Annotated in this window: 13 protein-coding genes; 6 read left to right on the forward strand and 7 right to left on the reverse strand. The window is 59.5% G+C overall.

Annotation, left to right across the window (positions count from 1 at the left end; translation table 11 throughout):
* Nucleotides 1–16: 16 nt before the first annotated feature.
* The 7 genes from BLL42_RS19855 to BLL42_RS19885 form a co-directional block, all read right to left on the reverse strand.
* Nucleotides 17–3,043, reverse strand: coding sequence for a multidrug efflux RND transporter permease subunit (locus BLL42_RS19855; protein WP_071553598.1), 3,027 nt, complete (start codon nucleotides 3,041–3,043; stop codon nucleotides 17–19).
* 13 nt (nucleotides 3,044–3,056) lie between these two features.
* Nucleotides 3,057–4,208 (reverse strand): efflux RND transporter periplasmic adaptor subunit, encoded by a 1,152-nt coding sequence (locus BLL42_RS19860; RefSeq protein ID WP_071553599.1) that lies wholly within the window; start codon nucleotides 4,206–4,208, stop codon nucleotides 3,057–3,059.
* A 222-nt stretch (nucleotides 4,209–4,430) separates the two neighbouring features.
* On the reverse strand, nucleotides 4,431–5,528 hold the full coding sequence (locus BLL42_RS19865) for a DUF1513 domain-containing protein (RefSeq protein WP_071553600.1): 1,098 nt from the start codon (nucleotides 5,526–5,528) through the stop codon (nucleotides 4,431–4,433).
* A 14-nt stretch (nucleotides 5,529–5,542) separates the two neighbouring features.
* Nucleotides 5,543–6,607, reverse strand: a complete 1,065-nt coding sequence (locus BLL42_RS19870; RefSeq protein ID WP_071553601.1) for an imelysin family protein — start codon at nucleotides 6,605–6,607, stop codon at nucleotides 5,543–5,545.
* 44 nt (nucleotides 6,608–6,651) lie between these two features.
* A complete protein-coding gene (locus BLL42_RS19875) occupies nucleotides 6,652–8,079 on the reverse strand; it encodes a di-heme oxidoreductase family protein (protein WP_071553602.1) in 1,428 nt (475 codons plus the stop codon).
* A gap of 233 nt (nucleotides 8,080–8,312) precedes the next feature.
* Nucleotides 8,313–9,647 carry an imelysin family protein gene (locus tag BLL42_RS19880; RefSeq protein ID WP_071553603.1) on the reverse strand — a complete coding sequence of 445 codons (1,335 nt, stop codon included), beginning with the start codon at nucleotides 9,645–9,647 and terminating at the stop codon, nucleotides 8,313–8,315.
* A 199-nt stretch (nucleotides 9,648–9,846) separates the two neighbouring features.
* Nucleotides 9,847–11,898 carry a putative bifunctional diguanylate cyclase/phosphodiesterase gene (locus BLL42_RS19885; protein ID WP_071553604.1) on the reverse strand — a complete coding sequence of 684 codons (2,052 nt, stop codon included), beginning with the start codon at nucleotides 11,896–11,898 and terminating at the stop codon, nucleotides 9,847–9,849.
* 546 nt (nucleotides 11,899–12,444) lie between these two features.
* Between BLL42_RS19885 and BLL42_RS19895 the strand changes: the two genes are divergently transcribed.
* The 6 genes from BLL42_RS19895 to BLL42_RS19920 are packed head-to-tail and all read left to right on the forward strand — an operon-like array spanning nucleotide 12,445 to nucleotide 20,905.
* On the forward strand, nucleotides 12,445–14,514 hold the full coding sequence (locus BLL42_RS19895) for a type VI secretion system Vgr family protein (RefSeq protein WP_071553606.1): 2,070 nt from the start codon (nucleotides 12,445–12,447) through the stop codon (nucleotides 14,512–14,514).
* Nucleotides 14,511–15,344, forward strand: a complete 834-nt coding sequence (locus BLL42_RS19900) for a DUF4123 domain-containing protein (RefSeq protein ID WP_071553607.1) — start codon at nucleotides 14,511–14,513, stop codon at nucleotides 15,342–15,344. The genes BLL42_RS19895 and BLL42_RS19900 overlap by 4 nt, the downstream gene beginning before the upstream one ends.
* Nucleotides 15,341–18,613, forward strand: coding sequence for a toxin VasX (locus BLL42_RS29285; RefSeq protein WP_081427316.1), 3,273 nt, complete (start codon nucleotides 15,341–15,343; stop codon nucleotides 18,611–18,613). The genes BLL42_RS19900 and BLL42_RS29285 overlap by 4 nt, the downstream gene beginning before the upstream one ends.
* On the forward strand, nucleotides 18,610–19,539 hold the full coding sequence (locus tag BLL42_RS19910) for a hypothetical protein (protein ID WP_071553608.1): 930 nt from the start codon (nucleotides 18,610–18,612) through the stop codon (nucleotides 19,537–19,539). Before BLL42_RS29285 ends, BLL42_RS19910 begins: the two co-directional genes overlap by 4 nt.
* A complete protein-coding gene (locus BLL42_RS29750; protein WP_129586965.1) occupies nucleotides 19,536–19,961 on the forward strand; it encodes a hypothetical protein in 426 nt (141 codons plus the stop codon). Before BLL42_RS19910 ends, BLL42_RS29750 begins: the two co-directional genes overlap by 4 nt.
* The gene (locus BLL42_RS19920; protein ID WP_071553610.1) at nucleotides 19,958–20,905 is read left to right on the forward strand and encodes a hypothetical protein; all 948 of its coding nucleotides are present in this window, start codon (nucleotides 19,958–19,960) and stop codon (nucleotides 20,903–20,905) included. Before BLL42_RS29750 ends, BLL42_RS19920 begins: the two co-directional genes overlap by 4 nt.
* Nucleotides 20,906–20,982: the final 77 nt, after the last annotated feature.

Consider the following 20,982-nt stretch of genomic DNA (forward strand, 5'->3'; position numbering starts at 1 on the left):
GGCGAGTGATGACGGACTAGGGTTTATCGGGTTTGGCCAGCAATGTGTAGATGCAGGGCAGCACGAACAGGGTGAACAGTGTCCCGATCGACATACCGGTGGCGATCACCATCCCGATATCGTAGCGGCTGACGGCACCTGCGCCTGTGGCGATGATCAATGGCACCATGCCAAAAACCATGGCGGCCGTGGTCATCAATACCGGGCGCAGGCGAATGGCGGCTGCTTCCTCCACGGCTTCGCGTGGTGTCAGGCCCTTGTCCTGGCGCAACTGGTTGGCAAACTGAACGATCAGGATCCCGTGTTTGCTGATCAGTCCGATCAAGGTCACCAGCCCGACCTGGGTGTAGATGTTCATGCTCGACCAGCCCAGAAACAACGGGATCAGCGCGCCGCAAATCGACAGCGGCACGGTCACCAGAATCACCAGTGGATCGCGGAAACTTTCGAACTGCGCCGCCAGCACCAGGAAAATGATCGCCAGTGCCAAGGCAAAGGTCACCCACAAGGCGCTACCTTCCTGAACGTACTGTCGCGAGGTGCCGCCGTAATCGAAGGCATAACCCGGTGGTGCTTCTTCCTGGGCGATCTGACGGACAGTGTCAATCGCCTCACCCATGCTGACCACCGCAACCCCCGAGAGAATCGCCGAGTTGAGTTGCTGGAACTGGTTCAACTGCCGCGGTCGTGCCCGCTCGCTGAGGGTGATCAAGGTCGACAGGGGCAACAGCTCACCTTTAGTGTTTTTGACGTAGTAGTTGCTCAGCCAATCGGGGTTGTCCCGGTAGGGCCGTTCGACCTGGGCGATGACTTTGTAACTGCGCCCCTCGATGGTGAAGCGGTTGATCTCGGCTTCTGCCAGCAACGTCGACAGGGTTACGCCCAGATCCTCCATCGAGACCCCCATCTGAGCCGCTTTGGCGCGGTCGATATCCACCACCACTTCGGGCTTGTCGAAGGCCAGGTCGATGTCGACGAAGGCGAACTTGCCGGATTCCAGGGCACGCTTCTTCACCCGATTGACCACCTCCAGCAGCGACTCGTAGTCATTGGCCGTGTTGATCACAAACTGGAAAGGCAAGCCTTCACCCGTGCCCGGCAGAGAGGGCAGGTTGAAGCCGAATATTTGCAGGCCGCTGATGCTCGACAGCTTTTTTTGCACCTCTGGCAGAATCTGCATCTGGGTTCGTTTGCGCTCATTCCAGGGTTTGAGCAGGAAACCGCCAATACCTGACTGCACGCCGTTGAATCCGTTGATCTGGAAGGACGAGTAGTACTCGGGAAACTCCTTGAATATTGCCAGGAATTCATCGGTGTAGGTATTCAGGTAGTCCAGGTTGGCTGGCTGCGGGGCGTTGGCCATCATGAAAATGATGCCCTGATCTTCATCCGGTGCCAGTTCCGATTTGGTGAATTTGAGCAGTACCGGGATCAGGCACAGCACGATCACGGCGAACACCAGCACCACGGGCCGAGTGTTGAGTGTGCCGTGCAGGACGCTCTGATAGCGACGCTTGAGTCCTTCGAAAATCAGATCGAGGCGATGGGCCAGGCCTGACGGGTTTTCATCGTGGCGCAAGAGCAGGGCACACATCATCGGCGACAGCGTCAGGGCAACGATCCCGGAGATCACCACGGCCCCGGCCAGGGTCAGCGCGAACTCCTTGAACAGGGCGCCAGTCAGACCCGTCAGAAAGCCGATGGGCGCATAGACCGCCGCCAGGGTGATGGTCATCGAGACCACCGGCATGGCGATTTCCTGGGCGCCTTCGAGGGCTGCGTTCAGCGGCGTTTTACCTTCTTCTATATGTCGGTGAATGTTTTCCACCACGACGATGGCGTCGTCCACCACCAGGCCGATGGCCAGCACCATTGCCAGCAAGGTCAGCAGGTTGATCGAGTAGCCCATGAGTTGCATGAAGAACATCACGCCGATCATCGACAGTGGAATGGTCACCACCGGGATCACCACCGAACGTAGAGCGCCCAGAAACAGGAACACCACAACAATCACGATCAGCACGGCTTCGAAGAGGGTTTTCACCACTTCGTTGATCGAGGCCTGAATGAACAACGTGGCGTCGTAGGCAATTTCGGCCTTGAGGGTGGGGGGCAACTGGGATTCCAGTTCTGGCATGATCTTGCGCACTTCCTTGATCACGTCCAGCGGGTTGGCGGCCGGTGTGGCCTTGATCCCGATGTACACCGACGGTGTGCCGCCGAAGGAGCTGATGGTGTTGTAGTTCTCGGCGCCCATTTCCACGCGCGCCACATCGCTGAGCAGCACCCGGCTGTCGCCGTCGACTTTCAGCGGAATCGCGGCAAAGGCTTCGGCGGTCTTCAGCTCGGTATTGGCATTGATACTGGTGACGACGTACTCGCCTTTGACTTCACCGGCGGCGGACAGAAAGTTGTACTGGCGAACGGCGTTGGTGACGTCACTGGCGCTCAAGCCGAAACCGGCGAGTTTCACCGGATCGAGCCATAGACGCATGGCAAACACCTGGTTGCCGAGAATGGCGGCTTCAGCCATGCCGGGCAGGGTGGCGAGCTTGGGCTGGATCACCCGCGACAAGTAGTCGGTGATCTGCGGGTTGTTCAGTTCCTTGCTGAAAAAGCTCATGTACATCAGCGCTGAGGCGCCAGCAGCCTCTTTGCTCAGTACCGGGTCTTCAGCGTCTTTGGGCAACTGGTTCTTGACCTCGTTGGCCTTGGCCAGCAACTCGGTGAACAACCGGTCGCTGTTGGAGCCGATACGGGCGTAGACCGAAATGACCGAGAAGTTCTGGCGGCTGACCGAGGTCATGTAGTCGATGCCTTCGGCACTGGCCAGGCTTTGCTGCAAGGGTTGGGTGATGTAACCCTGAATGGTTTCGGCGTTGGCACCGGGGTAAGCGGTGGTCACCGTGATCAGCGCGTTCTCCATTTGCGGATACTGGCGCAGCGGCAGTTTGCTCCAGGCCTGGAAACCCAGCAGCACAATCAGCAGGCTGACCACGGTGGCGAGCACCGGGCGGCGGATGAACGGATCGGTAAAGGCCATGGGGATTCCTTGATCAGTTCGCGCGCGGTTGGCTGGTCTGTTCGGTTGGGAGGTTCTTGTCGGGGCTGATGACAATGTGCGTGCCGTTGTCGAGTTTGATCTGACCGGCACTGACCACTTGCTCGCCGTTCCGCAGCCCTTTGTTGATCAATACCAACCCGTCACGACGCTCGCCGGTTTCGATGAAGCGCCGCTCGGCGATCAGGATGGGTTGGCCCTTTCCGTCTTTCTCGACGTTGCCGTCCGCGTCCTTCTTCTGTGCGACCACGTAGAGCGAGTTGCCATAGAGGGTGTAGGTGATCGCGCCTTCCGGTACCACGATTTTGGGCTGTGGGTCTGGCAACATGACCAGCAGGTTGGCGAACATGCCCGGCAGCAATTTACCGTCCGGGTTGGCCAGGGTGGCGCGCACCAGCACGTTGCGCGTGCTGTTTTCGACCTTGGGGTTGATTGCGCTGATGCTGCCCGGGAAGTTCTGCGTCGGGTAGGCCGAGACAGTGACCTGTACCGGCTGGCCGATGGCGATTTTCGGTACCGATTGTTCCGGCACATAGAAGTCGACGTAAAGGCTGCTCAGGTCCTGCAGGGTGGCAATGACCGTACCGCTGGGCAGGAAGTCGCCGACGTCAACCTGACGAATGCCGATAGTGCCGTTGAAGGGCGCGACGATGTGTTTTTTCGCCAGCGCGGCCTTGAGCTGATTGACCGTAGCCTTGCTCTTTGCAAGCACCGCGGTGAGCCGGTCGAACTCGCCCTTGGAGATGGCCCGACTACCGACCAGTTGGCTGCCACGGCCGTAATCCAGTTGCGCCAGGCCAAGGTCGGCCTGGGCGGTTTCCAGCAGGGCACTTTCGACGGCGCTGTCGAGCTGCACGATCGGTTGGCCGGCCTTGACCTTCTGCCCGGACTCGAACTGCACGTCCTTGACCGTACCGGCGATCTCCAGACTCAGGTTGACCCCTTGCAGCGCCTTGAGGGTGCCGACCGTGGGCAAGCGTGATTGCCAGGGTCGTTCGGAGGCCGTGGCCACGGCAACACTCACCGGTGGTCTTGGCACAGCGTAGGTCTGGATCATCTTGTAGATGGAGAAGGCTTTGTAGCCTCCCAGCATCAAAATGATCAACAGGACAACACCCAACATGATCAGCATGCGGCGACGCAGCATATTCCACTTCCTTGGAAAAAATCAGGTGAGACAGGCCGAACATTACTCCGTGTGTGTCGGTGATTCCAGATAGCATTTCCCCCCCGGGTCCCACCTGACCCGTAGGAGCTGCCGAAGGCTGCGATCTTTTGATGGTGCTCTTTGTGTGACAGACGGGAGCTGCGCGATGGCCGAAAGATCGCAGCCTGCGGCAGCTCCTACGATGGGGGGCGTGAAGGGTGATTAAACCAGATGGAGGTGGTTATCCCAGAGCCCTGCGGGAAGTTCGAGGGGTTTTGCCAGCAACGGTGTCTGGCGACAATCATAGAAACGGCAACGCCCTTGTCCCGAGGTCACGACAAAACCATCGGCCACCGCACCGACACCGGCGCAGTCGGGCAGCGGTGCATCGAGGCGCACTTCGCCGCTGTCCAGGTCCCAGATGAAAAACCGGTTGCCGCGCGGTGCGGTAAGCGCCACCAGTCGCAGGTCACTGTGCACCGCGACACTCGCGGTGTAGTGCCCCATGGCCTGCAATTGGTGCTCGGCGACCGGGAACGCGACAAAGGGCTGGCCGGGACGCTTGATCGCCAACAGCTCGGATGATTCATGGGCGGCACCCATGAATTGCTGGCCGGTGACAAGGGTGCCGTCGCTGGCGATCCCCATGTGACGCACGCTGTTCATCTGCTGGGCCAGGGTTTCCTTGCTCAGCAGGGTGCCGTCGCGCTGCATCAACACCAGGCTTGGCTCCATGGCGTTGAGGTTCATCTCGACCCGGCTTTCGGCTTCGGTGCGAATGCCGCCGTTGGCCACCACTAGGGTTTCACCGTCGGGCATCCACGACACCTGATGCGGGCCGATACCGTGGGTGGAAATCTCGCCGCTGTGAACCCACCGTTCACCTTCGAAACGGTACACCCCGAGCAGGCCGCGACCTGGGTCGGTGGTGTCGTTCTCGGTGGCGTACAGCCAGTCACCGCTGTTGTGAATGACCGCGTGACCGTAGAAGTGGCGGTTCGGTTGCGACACCACGGTTTGTAGCAGCGTGCCGTCGCGCAGATCGACCAGATAGCTTTCGGTGCCCGGCCGGCGGGCGACGAACAGGGCTATCGGCCGCGAAGGGTGGTTGATGATGTCGTGGCAGCGCTGGCCGACTTCGGTGGCGAACACTCGAGTGCCGTCCAGCCGATAGCCGACGGCGTAATGTTTGCCGTCGCTGTCGTCGCGCGCCGACAGCAGCAAAGGACCGTGGTCCTTTTGCTTGAACAGCTTCCAGCCGCCCAGCGTCACGGCGCCCAGCAACAAACTGCCTAAAGTCAGAGCCTGGCGTCGCAGCATGGAGCTAACCCTCATCAGTCACCGTCGTTGGCGTTGAAGCCCAGTTGGATGCCCAGCGCCTTGGCCAGATCACCTTCGTGCAGGCGATGGACGACGTTGAGGCTGTCGTAGAGGTCGTTGAGTTGCTGGCGACCGGCATCGTCAGTGAGCATTTCGGTCAGCGAGCGCTGGCTGCTGTTGAACAGTTTCAAGGACGCGGCGTAGGCGGCATCGATCTTGTCCGTCAGCGGCTTTTGCTCGGTCGGCAGCAGGCCACGCAGGCCCTTGTTGTCGACGCCGACCCAGACGGTTCGGGCGGCAGCCAGGCTCGCTTCCATGCTTTGCAGCGACGTCTGACTGCGCCATGCGTCCGCCTGGAACGGCTGTGGAATGCCCTTGGTCTGACGACCCATTGGCGTGCCGAGTTTTTTCTTCAGGGTATCCAGTGCCGTCACTTGAGCGCGCAGCAAATCGGCGATAGCTTCGTGGGAATCGGCGTAACGCTGGTTCGGGAATTTGGTCATCTGGGCCAGCATGCCGTCGGTGCTGTTCCAGCTTGCCAGAATCTCTTCGGCCAGCTGTTTCTGACGTTCACCGATGGCGGTCAGCAGTGGGCAGTAACGGGCTTTTTGCGCGGCGTCGGCAACGTTGGTCTTGTCGTCGAACAGAATGTACTCATAGGCCGAGAGGCCCTGCACGATGACGCTGGATTTGGCCAGCGCGGCAGCATCGATCTGCGGTTGTGCGGTGACCAGTTGCTCGACCTGACGGCCGACCAGGTTTTTCTTGTCCGGCCAGAACTGCACTTGCCAGGAGCGATTGCCTTCGGCCAGTGGGCCAACCAGCAACGGTTGTAATTGTGCCCAGGCTTTTTGTGCATGGAGGAAATCGGCGCGAGCAGTCTCCAGGTCCACCTTGCCTTCGCAGTAGGCCAGCGCACTGACGGCCAATTGGCGGTCGGCTTCAACCCAGCGACTGTAGGTCGGCAGGATCACTTGTTTGGCGATGGCTGCCGACGTGACGGCTTGAGGGTCCTGAGGCGAGCAGGCACCCAGGGCGAGTGCGGCAAGGCTGGTGAACAACAACTTGGGACGGAACATGTCGGGCTCCCTTTTTATATGGGCGAAAGCTTATGGGAAATGCGTTAAAGAGAATTCAGAAAAGCCAACAACGCGGCGCGCTGCTCGGCATTGAAAGCTAAAACCTGACGCTGCGCCGCGCTTGCTTCGCCGCCGTGCCAGAGCACGGCTTCGAGCAGATTGCGGGCGCGGCCGTCGTGCAAAAACTGAGTGTGGCCACTGACCGTCTGCGTCAGGCCAATGCCCCACAACGGCGGTGTGCGCCAGTCGCGGCCTGAGGCCTGGAATTCGCTACGGTTATCGGCCAGGCCTTCGCCCATGTCATGCAGCAACAGATCGCTGTAGGGGCGAATCACTTGATTGGCCAGTTCCGGTTCTGCGGCATTCGCGGCGGTGGTGAATGTCGGTGTGTGGCACGACTGGCAACCGGCCTGATAGAACAGGTTTTTACCGGCCAGCACCTGCGCCCCGTTGACGTCACGGCGGGCAGGGACGGCCAGGTTACGGCTGTAGAACAGCACTAGGCGCAAGATGTTGTCGCTGACTTCCGGCTCGCCATCCGGGCCATTGCCGTTGGGTGCCTGCAGGCAGGCAGTCTGGGCCTGGGTACAGTCATCAAACGGTCGCAGGCGGGTTGTGAGGCCCATATCACCGGAAAACGCGTGAACGTTTTGCTGATTGAGATTCGGTTGCCCGGCTTTCCAGCCAAAACGCCCCAAAACGGTCTTTTGTTGCGCGTCATCCCAGACCCGGTTCGGACGTCCGGCGATGCCGTTCTTGTCTTTCGCCTGCGCGTCGGCGTTGGCCAGAATATCCGCGTCGGAGATGGCTTCGAGCAGCCCGAGGCCAATCATCGGCGGGGCGATTCGTGCGGAAAAAAGCGTGTCGGGATGCATCGGGCCGTAGCCCAGTTGAGTAATCAGCAGCTTGGGTTTGCGCAGTTCGACTTCGGTGCCGTCGGTAAAGCGCACGGGGACCGGATTGTAGTCGACACGAACCTTGCCTTCGGGGGCGACGCCGGGTATGGCCATGTCCTGAAGTTGCCCGCCGTAGACCGGCTCTGGCACCACCCCCATTTGCTCGATGACTTTGGTGTAGGCCGGGGCGTTGGGGATCGACAGGCGCACCAGCATCGACACGGCGTTATCGGAATCGGCAGTCGGTGGATGACCGCGACCGTCCTTGATATGGCAGTTCTGGCAGCCGTTGGTGTTGAACAGCGGGCCGAGGCCGTCGCGGGCGGTGGTGGTCGACGGGGCGATCACCCAAGGGCTGCGGAAGAAACTGTTGCCGACGCTGAAGTCCAGCCGACGGGTCGGCGAGAGGTTGGCTGAAGGCAGGGAGAAGGCGTTCTGGTCGGTTTTTCTGACGGTCGCCGCGCCACCGGAGCGGGCTTCACCGGGTTCGGCCTTGGTAAAACGCGGGGCGTCATCGCAGGCACTCAGGCCCAGGGCCAGAATCAGTGCAGACAAGCGAAGAGGCAGCGAGGGCATCAGCAATCCTGAAAGACGAGCAAAACAAGGGTGCAAAGTCTAACAGGGCGAGGGAGTTTGAATAAGAGGAATTATCGTTTGGTTAATGTGAGTCAGTTGATCGTTCCCGCACAGGAGCGCGGGAATGATCAAGAAAAGATCGCAGGCTGCGCCAGCTCCTACAGATGTACGGCTATTCCATGTAGGAGCTGCCGAAGGCTGCGATCTTTTCGTTATTGATCAGCCAGCGTTGATCAGAATTCGTGATCAGCGTTGTCCGGGTTCAGGTCGCTGATGCCCAGTTTGCCGGCAGCCTGTTCGATCGAGGTGGTCTGCTTGACCAGTGCCGCAATGGCGTCACGGACGATCTGGTTACCCTCGGTGTTGCCGGCAGCGATCAGTTGGTCGTAGTGCTCACCCTTGTTGGCGTGATCAACCATGACCTGGATCCTGGCTTCGGTAGCGGCCAGGTCAGCCTTGAGCGCAGCGTCGGCCGCCGGGTCGGCTTTGGCCACCAGTGACGACAGGCTGGCGCCGGTCATTTTGCTGCCGTCTGCGCGGGTGTATTCGCCCAGGTACACATTACGAATGCCTTTGGCATCGTAGAAGTGCGAGTTGTGGGTGTTGTCGCTGAAGCAGTCCTGTTCGTCTTCCGGAGAGTTGGCTTCCAGAGAGACTTTCATGCGCTCGCCCGCCAGTTCGCCGAGGGAGAGACTGCCCATGCCGAAGAGCATTTTGCGCAGACCGCTTTCAGCCGTTTCTTCTTCCAGCTCGGCGCGGTAGTTGTCGGCCACGTCCGGCTTCCAGTTATCGACCATTTCTTCCAGGTCGCTGACCAGCAACTGGGTCACGGCTTTCAGGTACGCGCGACGACGATCGTTGTGGCCACCGGTAGCGCCGGCGCCTTCCAGGTAGTCCGAAGCAGGACGGTTGCCAGCGCCAGGGCCGGTGCCGTTCAGGTCCTGGCCCCAGAGCAGGAATTCGATAGCGTGATAGCCCGTTGCAACGTTCGCTTCGGAACCGCCGAGCTCGTTCAGGCTGGCGAGTTTTTCCGGAGTGATGTCTGTCACGTCGATCTTGTCTTCGCCAATCTGGATGATCGGGTTGGCGATGATGTTGGCGTTGGCGCCCGGGTTGCCCAGTGCGTGCTCGTAGCTCTTGTCGACGTAGTCGATCAGGCCTTCGTCGAGCGGCCAGGAATTAACCTGACCTTCCCAATCGTCGATGATGGTGTTGCCAAAGCGAAACACTTCACTCTGCAGGTAAGGCACGCGTGCCGCAACCCAGGCTGCGCGAGCGGCTTTCAGGGTCTCGGCATTTGGCTTGGCGAGGAAGGCATCGATGGCTGTTTGCAGGGTTTTTGCAGTGGATTCGGCGTCGCTGAAGACCGCAAAAACCATGTCGGCGTAGTGCGCGACAACGGCTTTGCCAGCGACTTCATCGACTTTGCCCGTGGCCGCAGGTGCTGCGGTGCTGGTGGCCGGCGTAGGCGCTTGAGGAGCAGCAGCCTTGTCTTTGCCTTCGCCGCAACCGGCGAGGGAAATAGCGATGGCCAGCAAACTGGCGGTAGCCAGAGGCATACGAATCATGGCGAACATCCTGCTTCGGTAAATATGGACAGGCGCGGGGGTGCGCAAAACTGCGACATAATGCAAATCTTTCGCATTATGTGTAAAGGGCCGTGATTGGAAATATTTCTTGTTCGGGAGGGCGGTGCGGGAAAGATCAAAAGAACGCAGCCTACGGCGATCGCGTAGGAGCTGCCGTAGGCTGCGATCTTTTAGAGGCTCAGAGGATCAACGCATTACTGCGTTGGGCCTGTTTCAGGTAAGCGCTCAGCTCCCGCGCAGGCAGCGGTTTGCTGTAGAGATAGCCCTGACCTTCGTGACAGCCTTCGGAGATGATGTAAGCCTCTTGTTCGACCGTTTCCACGCCCTCGGCGATGACCTGCATGCCAAGGCTTTTGCCCAGCTGGATGATCGCGCGAACGATGGTTGCATCGTCGTCGTCATCGAGCAGGTCCTGAACGAAGCTCTTGTCGATCTTGATCTTGTCCAGCGGCAGGCTTTTCAGATAACTCAGCGATGAGTATCCGGTCCCGAAGTCGTCGATGGCGATCAATGCCCCCGAACGGCGCAGGCTGAGCAAGTGCTGCGCGGCGGTGCTGATGTCTTCCATCAGGCCGGTCTCGGTGACTTCCAGCTCGAGGCTGCGCGGTGGCAGGCGATACATTTGCAGCAGGTTGTTGACGACTCGCGGCAGCTCGGCGTGGTGCAGTTGCACGGTCGACAGGTTGACCGCCATGCGCAGGTCGCTGAACCCTTGGTCGTGCCATTCGCGCAGTTGTCGGCAGGCCTGATCCAGCACCCATTCGCCGATGGCGATGATCGTGCCGTTCTGCTCGGCCAGCGGAATGAACAGGTCCGGCGGCACCAGCCCGTGCTCCGGGTGTTGCCAGCGAATCAGCGCCTCGACCCCGACCACCCGGTGATCGCGGTAGCTGATCTGCGGCTGATAGACCAGATAGAACTGATCGCGGGCGAGGGCGTCGCGCAGGTCTTTTTCCAGTTCGCGGCGGCGGCGCATTTCGCTGTCGACGCTGGCGATATAGAACTGATAGCGGTTGCGCGAACGGGTCTTGGCCAGGGTCATGGTCTGTTCGGCTTTCTGCAACAGCTTTTCGGTGCTGTCGCCATCTTCCGGGAACAGGGTGATGCCGATGGTTGCGCGCAGGCGGATCTCCTGATGATCGAGGGCAAACGCCGCTTCCAGGTCATCGAGGATGCTTTGCGCCAGCTCGGCGGCTTCGTAGGGTTGCTCGATGTCGGCCTGAACCAGTGCGAACTGATCGCCCCCCAGACGGGCAAGTGCGCCGAGACGACCACTGTGGGCACGCAGACGGTCGGCCAGGGCCAACAGCAATTGGTCGCCGGTCTGGTAGCTGAATTGCTCGTTGATGCCTTTGAAATCGTCCAGGCCCACACACAGCACCGCGACCCGGCGTTGCAGGCGACCGGCGTCTACCAGAATCTTGTCCAGTTGCTGCTGCAATTGCTGACGGTTTGGCAGGCCGGTGAGGAAATCGTATTGCGCCATGCGCAACAAACTGTTTTCGGCTTCGTGGCGCAGGTGGGTATTGCGTTCGATGGACTCAAGCAACTGGTTGGCGGTGTTGATCCAGATTCCCAGTTCGTTCTTTTCGTGACCCTTGAGCTGCGGAATCTTGTGTTCGCTGGGACGGTCGGGATTGACGTTGGTCAGGTGTTCGATGATCCGCGACAGCGGTTTGGTCAGCAGCCAGTGATAGACCAGGTACAGCACCAGGCCCATGGCCATGGCCCGCAATACGCCGGAGATGAAGATGATCACCGAGCTGACAATAAAGCCCTGACCGTAGGTGGCGGTGTCGAGGGTAATGCTGAGGTCGCCGTAATATTCGCTATAGGGGCCGCGCCCCACCAGTTGCGTGGTGAACGTGCGTTCCTGGCCCAGAATAAGGTCGGTCAGCCAACGGCTGTCAGAATGCTGCAAGTCACGGGATTTTTCCGCAAGCATGGTTTCATTGGGGTGGCCGATGGAGGCCATGCGCACGGCGTCGTCCTGAAACAGGCCTTCGATAACCTGCATACCCATTTCCCGATCGAGGCTGTACACCGCTTGGGTCGAGGGGTCGCGGAACATGTCGAGGATGCGCTGGGCATCATTGGCCACGGCCTGGCGTGTTTTATAAGCATCGAAAACAATCTGCGCACAGCTCAAAACCACGCCGACGATCAATGCCGACAGGAGCACGACCCGGAGCAACTTCACCGACAAGCTGTTTTTGAGTTCCAGCTTCAAAGGGTTATTCCTTGTTCCGTGCGGGTAACGTCAAGTTGCCATGAGTATTGGCAATCCCGTGATGGCAGTCAAAGGGACAATCAAGCCATGCGGATTTTGTCTGCTGGCTTGGCCGCATTGCCGTGGTAGTTGGCAATTGGAGCCCATTAGTAGTGTTTCGGTAGGCACCTCCTGCAACTTGAGGGGCAGGGGTGAATATTTGTGTCTGGTTGATGGTAGACGGCTGTGGCGCTGCGGCAAGGAAACGCTTGTTTTCGGGGGCGTTGCAGGAAGTCCTTGTCCGGGTTGTAGTCGGCCTTGAGATAACGCTTCAGGTCCTGCAAGTCGCCTGGCTCAGGGTGCCGGGCCTGCTCCAGATCATTTTCACCGCCCCCATTATTCATTAACGCAACATCTTGCAAAGCGGAAGGGTCTGGCTGTATTCGGGGAACCCTCCTACATCAATCCTTTTTCCCCATTGTTAACGTGCCCGCCAATTTTCGCGTGCACAAACCATGGACGGTTTGGACATCGTGCTTCATTTCCTCTTTGCTTAAGGATAAGCGTATGTTCGATTCGGCCAATACGGCGCATTTTGCGCTGCACATCCCCGCTGTTCGCAACGATTTCAAGGTGCTTGCCTTTGACGGTGTCGAGGCCATCAGCGCCTTGTACGCGATCCAGGTTGAGCTGGTCAGCGAAAATCCTGATTTCGATGTGGAGAACCTGCTCAGCCAGCCCGCATTTCTCCAGTTCGGTCATAACGGAGAAGGTCTTCATGGCCATATCGAAGAGGCGTTCGTCGGTGAGCCCGGCAAACGCCTGACCCGTTATCACCTGACCCTCGTACCGACGCTGCACTACTTGCAGTTCAGACACGATCAACGAATTTTCCAGAACCTGACGGTGCCGCAAATCATTGCTCAGGTACTCAAGGGACATGGCATCCAGGCCGATGCCTTTACCTTCAATGTCAGCACCAGCCCCGAGCGCGAATACTGCACCCAATATGGGGAAAGCGATTTCGAATTCGTCCAGCGGCTGTGCGCCGAGGACGGCATCGCGTGGCATCACCAGCATTCGCCTGACGGCCATGTGCTGGTGTTTACCGATGACCAGACCTTCTTCCCTAAACTGGGCGAAACCCCTTATCAGCAAGACTCCGGCATGGTGGCGGAGCATCCGGTCGTCAGCCAGTTTTCCATGGGCTTTCGCAGCCGCACCAGCACGACCACGCGCCGGCACTACGACTTCCAGCGCCCGAGTCTGTTGCTGGAAAGCCGCTTCACGGCCGAGTTCAGCCCTGAGCTTGAAGACTATCGCTACCCCGTATTAATCGAGAACGCCAAACGCGGCAAACAACTCGCTCGCCAGGCCTTGGAGCGGCACCGCGCGGATTACCAGGTGGTCAAGGGCAAGAGCGATCAACCGTGCTTGCGCAGTGGTCACTTTTTTGACCTGACCGAGCATCCGCGTAAAGCCTGCAACGATTTGTGGCTGTTGCTCAGTGTGACGCATACCGGAAGGCAGCCTCAGTCGCTGGAAGAGGCAATCACCCGCGACGTCAAATCCGAAGACGGCTTTACCCAAGGTTATCGCAACAGCTTCAGCGTCATTCCCTGGGACGTGTTTTACCGGCCGCCGATGCGTTCACGAAACACGCTGTTGGTGAGTCAGACCGCCCGCGTCACAGGCCCTGCCGGCGAAGAGATCTATTGCGATGAGTATGGTCGCGTCAAAGTCGAATTTCCTTGGTGCAGGGCCGAACTCGACAGCGAGAAAAGCAGTTGCTGGCTGCGGGTTTCAACCGGCTGGGCGGGTCAGCATTTCGGCGCGGTGATCATCCCGCGCATCGGCATGGAGGTCGTTGTCACCTTTCTGGATGGCAATCCCGATAATCCGTTCATTACCGGGTGCGTGCCGAACAAGGTCACTGCGATGCCCTACCCGTTGCCCGAGCACAAAACCAAAACCGTATTGCGCAGCGACAGCTCCCCGCACACCGGTGGTTACAACGAACTGTCGATTGAAGACCGCGCCGGGCAAGAGCAAATCTACCTGCGCGCCGAACGCGACCTCGAACAACTGATCCTCAATGACAGCGACTCTAAAATTGGCAACGACCGCCGCGAACAGATCACCCGTGACAGCCGCAGCCTGATCGGTAACGACCGCTTTGAACAGGTGGACAACAATAGCGCCAGCCTGATCAAGGGCGACGAGTTGCACACCACTCAAGGCGCACGCAATACGCTGATCGGCGGCAACGAACTGATCTCCATCACCGGCAATAGCAGCACGACGGCAGAGGGCACGCTGGTGATTCAGGCCGGGCCTCACGCCCATATCACCGCCGACCATGTGGTGATTGTTGCGGGGAAGAGCTTGACGTGGCAGGTCGGTGGTCAGCACATCGTCATCACCCCGGGGGGGATTTTCAGCAGCGTGCCCATTGTTGAAGGTGGCGTGCCGGTGTCCGGGATAGCTCCAGAGCCTGCTCGCTCATTGCTCCCCGAGGCGCCCCAGGCGCTGATTGCGCCATCACTGGCCGCGCAAAAACTGGCGTTGACTCAGGCTGCGCAGCAGGCCGCGCCGATCTGTGCCGTGTGTCAAAAACTGGCGGAGGCATCGGCATGAGTCAGGCTTACCTGCTGCTGGATCGCGCCCAGATTGAACGCCTGCCTGAACGTTTGTTTGAGCTCGAGAGCACAACGTTCCAATCGCTTTACCAGACCACCGCTTTTGGCCCGTTGGAGGACGTCGGGCCGGTTTTGGTGCCGGTTTCCCCCAATAGCCCGCTGGCCCAGACCTTTTTTCGGGAGTGGAGCGCGACGTCTGGCATCTGGCTGGAGTCAGAGGCGCAAGAAACGGTCGTGCTTGAGCATTTACGTAGCCTGATTCACGTTCGTGTCGAGGGGGATGTCACGGTTTTATTTCGTTATTACGACCCTCGCATCACCGCCTTGTGGCTGACGGATCTGCCTCCCCATGAGCGTGATCGGTTGATGGGGCCGGTGCGACTGATCCGGCTCCCGGCATTGGATATCCATCAAGAAAATCCGGATCAATCCGCTGCACAGTACGCGCAAGCGCCTTGGTTGTTCCTGCCTGCGGAGCAATTGGAGCACTTGGGCCGTGCCCAACGGCAGCGCTTCGCTCAACGGTTGATCGAACATTGCCAACTTTACTTTTCCGAATACCTGCAAGGGCTGGATCTCTTGGCACTGCAACAGTGGGCATCGCACTGCCAGCACTCTGCCGGTCGTCACGGTTACAGCGCCCTCGATGAAGTCCTGCTCTGGGCGCGTTTCCATGCTGCGCTGGGCACTGACTTTCCCGATGCACCGGCTCACGCCGCTTACCGACAGATATTGGCCGAGCCCGGCATATCGCCCAAGCAACGGCTGGACAACCTGAATGCCGAACTGACGCATCAGCAGCTCACCGGCCAGGAGTCCTGCCGATGAGCGCAGAACAACTGGCGAGGCTTGACCGCGCCGCACAGGCCGAACGCGCCGCCAAGGCTCAGCCGCACGTCGACATCAACAGCACGATGGCCCCTTGTCCGGCCAGCCAGTCCGAGCTATTCGTGGTGCCCGTGCGCTACGCCTTGGCTGAGGAAAAGGCCGGGCACCCCTGCTGCGCTCCCGGCGTGACCCCGCAAAGCCGACCCATGGCGGTACGACGCCTACGGGCCGGGTTTGTTTATCTGTGGCAGGACAAAGGCCCTCTTAAGCGGTATGCCGTTTCGCCGAATGGCCAGCTCAAAGAACAGGCCCTGGAAGCCGACGCGACCCCGGTGCTTGACGCGACCCTGACGGGGCTGGCCCTGAAAAAAATCCACGATGCCTGGATGCTCTACAGCGAGTTCCCGCTCAACCCCGAGCACTGCCAAGCGCTAAGCGACAGCAGCGACCAACGCAGCGCGCACATGCGCCAGCTGGCCTTGCGCAGCGTGGCCAATGAACTGCAAGCCGAGCATTGCCCGCCGCTGGAAAAAGCCGGTGAGGTCATGGCCGAACTCATCCCTGGCACCTTCGCCCGGTCCATGAAAGCGGACCCGCAGCGGGGCGCTGAAGATACCGACGCGCTGGGCGAAACGGTGATGAAAGACCCGACCCCGGCCAACATCAAGGCCTACACCGACGCCATGCACTGCGCCCGTGAGCGCGAGAGCGTCATTGCCCAACACCCCGAGGCCTGCGACCAGCCGCCGGGCGAGTGGAGCGCCGAGCCGTGGGACGGTCAGGGCACTCAGGACTGGCTGGACAGCGCCAAGGCACACACCGAGGGTCTGTTTGCCATCTTCGCCTGTCTGGATGACGATCTGGGCGTGCTGCGTGACATCAATCATGAGCAGGAATGGGTTGAGGCGAGCCACGAAAAATGGCTGGGCGAGAATAACCTGCGGCTGAGCATCGGCGGGTTCGTGCGCAGCCTGATCACTGAAGATGGCGCCGAACTGGCCGGGTCCATCAGCTACCGTTACAAGGAACGCGACATCGTCCTCACGCCCGAACAGGGCCAAGTCATGCTCGACACCCAGCATCGGCTGGATGAGGCGCTCAAGGCTGAAACCCAGGCCCGTCAGTACGGTGGTCAACCCACTCAGGCCGAAGCCGCCGCCCGCGATGCGCGTATCGCGGCCATCGTCGCTCCGGTACGGGCCTTTATTCCGGCGGACCTGTACACCGAGGCGGAATTCATCGTCCGCCAATACCGCGCCGAAAAGCACGCCAACCTCAACAACCATCACTTCAGTGCCAAGGTCGGCCAATACATCGACCTCGAGGCGATGAACCGCTGGTTCGCGCAGACGGCAGCGGCGCACTACCAGCAGATCGAACAGCGGCACACCGCGTTGTTTGCCGACCGGGGCGTGTACCTCAACCGTTCGCTCAGCGGCACCTGGTTTGTCGATTACCACGACCTGGCGACGCGCCACTGGCTGACCGAACTGGCCACCGGCTGCCTGACCGCCCAATGCCTGCGCGCCCAGGGCGCCGAGCAATACGCCGACTACGTGCGCGCCGCCGATGGCGGCGCGCTGAAACAACTGTTCAACGCCTGGACGCCCTCGATCGAGGCGGCCATTAACAGCGCCTCGCGCCTGAGTGAGTTGATGGCTGCACTGGCCTCCGACAACCTCAGCGCCACCCATCAGGCATTGGCGCCGCTGAGTGCAGCGGTTCTGGGCGACATCGCGGCCATGGCCCGAGACGCGAGCAGCCAATGGAGTGCGCTGGTCAACCGGCTGGCGGCGTCGCTGTTGTTGCTCAAGGGTGACACCACCTTCAGCCATTCATGGATGGGCATCCTCATCGCCGCCCGCCTGGGCAGCGACACGCGTTTGCAGGTTGTGACCGAAGCCGGCCGAACGCTGTGGAGATTGTTGGGGCAACAAGGTGAAGGGCTGACCCAATGGGCGAGCGCCGCAGGGAGGGCCATTGGTGCGGGCCGTGTGGAGCGGATTGTTAAATCCAACTTGGTGATCAACAGCGGTGGGGTGGTGCCGTTGGCGGCGTTGTTGTTGAACGTGCTCAATGCGCATCACTATTTGAGCAAGGCCGGGGTGTTGGAGGGGATGGACAGTCGGCGGGCGAACGACACGGTGTCGGCGACGTTGTATGCCGCGGCGGCTTTGGTGGCGGTGGTTGATATGCAAGTGCGGAAGGGATTTGGGAAGGATCGGTTCTTTATTCGCTCATCTGCGGCTCCGACGCTTACGCTGTTTGGTGGGGTGATTGGTGGATTGTCATTTGTTGCAGCAGTGAACGAATACAGGTCTCTGCAAACTCAGCTAGAGAGAGCACACGCTCAAGTCGATCCGTGGCTGGAGATGCGTCAGACCGTGGTCGCCGGGCAGGTCGGTGCTTTTGGTGCTCAGGCACTGTTGGGGATGGCCCAAACCGGCAGAGCTTTGGCAGGATTAGTCGAAGTCGAAGTCGCTATCTTGCGTTACACGCTGTACATGGGCCCGTTGAACTGGATCATCGCCGCACTGGGCGCGCTGTACCTGACGGCCTGGCTCTTTGAGCGGACGCCGCTGCAAACCTTCCTGAACTTCTGCTGCTGGTCGAAAGCCCGGGCTATCGATCTGGAACCTATCGCGCCCAACGCCCAGCAGGACGAACTCAACCGGCTGTACTTCATCCTGTATGCGCCTCGGGTCAGCATGCAAAGTAGCTCGGAGCGCACCACGAGTAATGGCCATTCCGGCCTCGCTTTCGTCAGCTCCATCAATGCCCTGACCATCGATTTACCGGGGGCGGAGCCCGGCAGTGTCTACCTGGAACTGAGCATGGTTGGGGATCCGGTGGATACCCAAGCCTCCCGCGACATGATCAAAAACAGCCCGATCCACCACTACAAAGCACCGCGTCCCTGGCGGGACATGACGCCTCACTGGTTGTCCAGCAGCGTCTGTCAGTGGATACCGCACAAGGAAGGTCAGGGCCTGCGCTTGAGTGGCCCATTCAACACGCTGAAAAACGTATTGGACACGACACCCAGCACTGTTTCCCTAAGGTTGCGTTATCGCACGCCATTGATCGCCATGCTCGGCGCTCGTACGTTTATCGGCGGCGAACTGGGGCTTGCATTTACCCTGAATCACTCAACTGACGTAGTAGAGCTGCGGGCCGACCCGACGCCGCAACTGGATCGTGTGCGGAGTTATCCACTCGGCGACGATCACCCCGGCGCCATTTACCTGCAACCCAAGGACAAACGATGAGCACGCCCCCGGCACGCACCACGAAAAAACGGATCTTTTCGCGCAATGACTATTTGGCGCCGTTGCCGATTCCAACGGGTAGAAAACCCTCGGATGTGCTCAATATCATCTGGCGCAAGAATGAGGTATTTCTCGATGTCGGCAGCTACAGCATCGGTTCGGCGGTGATGGTGATGTGGCCGATGGTGATGCTGTTTGCGCTTTTGAACTACATCACCCCCGATCCTCTGATATGGGGTGGAGGGCTAATCATCGTGGGCATCCCTATTTTGTTTTTGATCCAAGGCCTATTTCGCGAGGTGCCACTTCCAGTGCGCTTCAACCGCCAACACCGAGAAGTCTGCGTACCGCGCGACGATGGCGAGTACTGGATCGTGCCCTGGGAAAGCGTGACGGCTGCCGCCACCCAACACTCGTCGGTCAGCCAGGCCGGTAAAGCCACGATGGGTTTATTGATCATTGGTTTCGAGAACCCAGACCCGCAGGCCAAGGAAGACAACAAGCATTTTTCACTGGGCTTCAACTGTGGGGGCGGCACCACGGCCATGGCGCTGTGGGAGTGCATGCGCAGTTACATGGAGATTGGGCCGGAGGCTGTTGAGGATCAAACAGCGCGTTTCGACAGGTCAAAAGGAATCTGGGCTACTTACCTGGACGATCTGATCAAGGCCGCGAAATTGAGAGGCTGGTTCGTAACCGTTCTTTGGGAGGGGTTCTGCGGGATTTTCATTTTCAACACGCTGCTGATAGACGTGCTTGAACGCTGGAAACTGAATCCGCCGCCCGATTTGCCCTATCCCGACATCATCGAATGGTCCAAACCCTTACCCCCGGAACAGTGGGCCAAACGCTCCCCGGAACTGGAAGCAGCCATCGCCAAACGCGAGGCTGAACTGGCCGCGCAGGCCGAGCGAGCGTTGGCTTGACGGCGAGTATTCAAGCCTCCCGCGACATGATCAAAAACAGTCCGATCCACCACTACAAAACACCGCGCCCTTGGCAAGACATGACGCCTCACTGGTTGTCCAGCAGCGCTTGTCAGTGGATACCGCACAAAGAAGGTCAGGGCTTACGTTTGAGTGGCCCCTTTAAAGAGCTTCGCAACGTATTGGACACGACACCCAGCTCTGTTTCCCTAAGGTTGCGTTATCGCACGCCATTGATCGCCATGCTCGGTGCTCGTACGTTTATCGGCGGCGAACTGGGGCTTGCTTTTACTCTGAATCACTCAACTGACGTAGTAGAGCTGTGGGCCGACCCGACGCCTCAACTGGATCGTGTGCCAAGTTACCCGCTCGGCGACGATCACCCCGGCGCCCTTTACCTGCAACCCAAGGACAAACGATGAGCACGCCCCCGGCAGGCACCACGAAAAAACGGATCTTTTCGCGCAATGACTATTTGGCGCCGTTACCGATCCCTACGGGTAGAAAGCCCTCGGATGTGCTCAATATCATCTGGCGAAAAAACGAGGTGTTTCTCGACATAGGCAGCTACAGCATCGGCTCGGCGGTGATGGTGATGTGGCCGATGGTGATGGTGTTTTTAGCCATGTCTTTCTTTACTCGAAATCTCGACCCTGATTTCAGCCAAGGTGTTTTGATACTAGGGGCGGTTATTTTGGGCGTTCCTACGCTGATTTTGATCCAAGGCCTCTTCAGAGAAGTTCCCTTACCTGTGCGCTTCAACCGCCAGCGCCGCGAAGTCTGCGTCCCCCGCGACGATGGCGAGTACTGGATCGTGCCCTGGGAAAGCGTGACGGCTGCCGCCACCCAACACTCGTCGGTCAGCCAGGCCGGTAAAGCGACGATGGGTTTACTGATCATTGGTTTCGAAAACCCCGACCCGCTGGCCAAGGACGACAACAAGCATTTTTCACTGGGCTTCAACTGTGGCGGCGGCTCCACGGCCATGGCGCTGTGGGAGTGCATGCGCAGCTATATGGAAATTGGGCCGGAGGCTGTCGAGGATCAGACGGCACGCTTTGACAGGTCTAAAGGGATTTGGGCTACTTACCTGGACGATCTGAACAAGGCCGCAAAATTGAGAGGTTGGTTCGTAACAGCCCTCTGGGAAGGGTTCTGCGGGCTTTTCATTTTCAACACGTTGCTGATAGACGTGCTTGAACGCTGGAAACTGTACCCGCCGCCAGACCTGCCCTATCCCGACATCATCGAATGGTCAAAACCATTACCCCCGGAACAGTGGGCAAAACGCTCCCCAGAACTGGAAGCAGCCATCGCCAAACGCGAGGCTGAACTGGCCACGCAGGCCGAGCGAGCGTTGGCTTGAGGGCGAATACTCAAGCCTCCCGAGACCTGATCAAAAACAGTCCGATCCACCACTACAAAACACCGCGTCCCTGGCGA

Origin of the sequence: Pseudomonas frederiksbergensis (assembly GCF_001874645.1) — a bacterium.
GTDB classification, from domain to species: Bacteria; Pseudomonadota; Gammaproteobacteria; order Pseudomonadales; family Pseudomonadaceae; genus Aquipseudomonas; species Aquipseudomonas frederiksbergensis_B.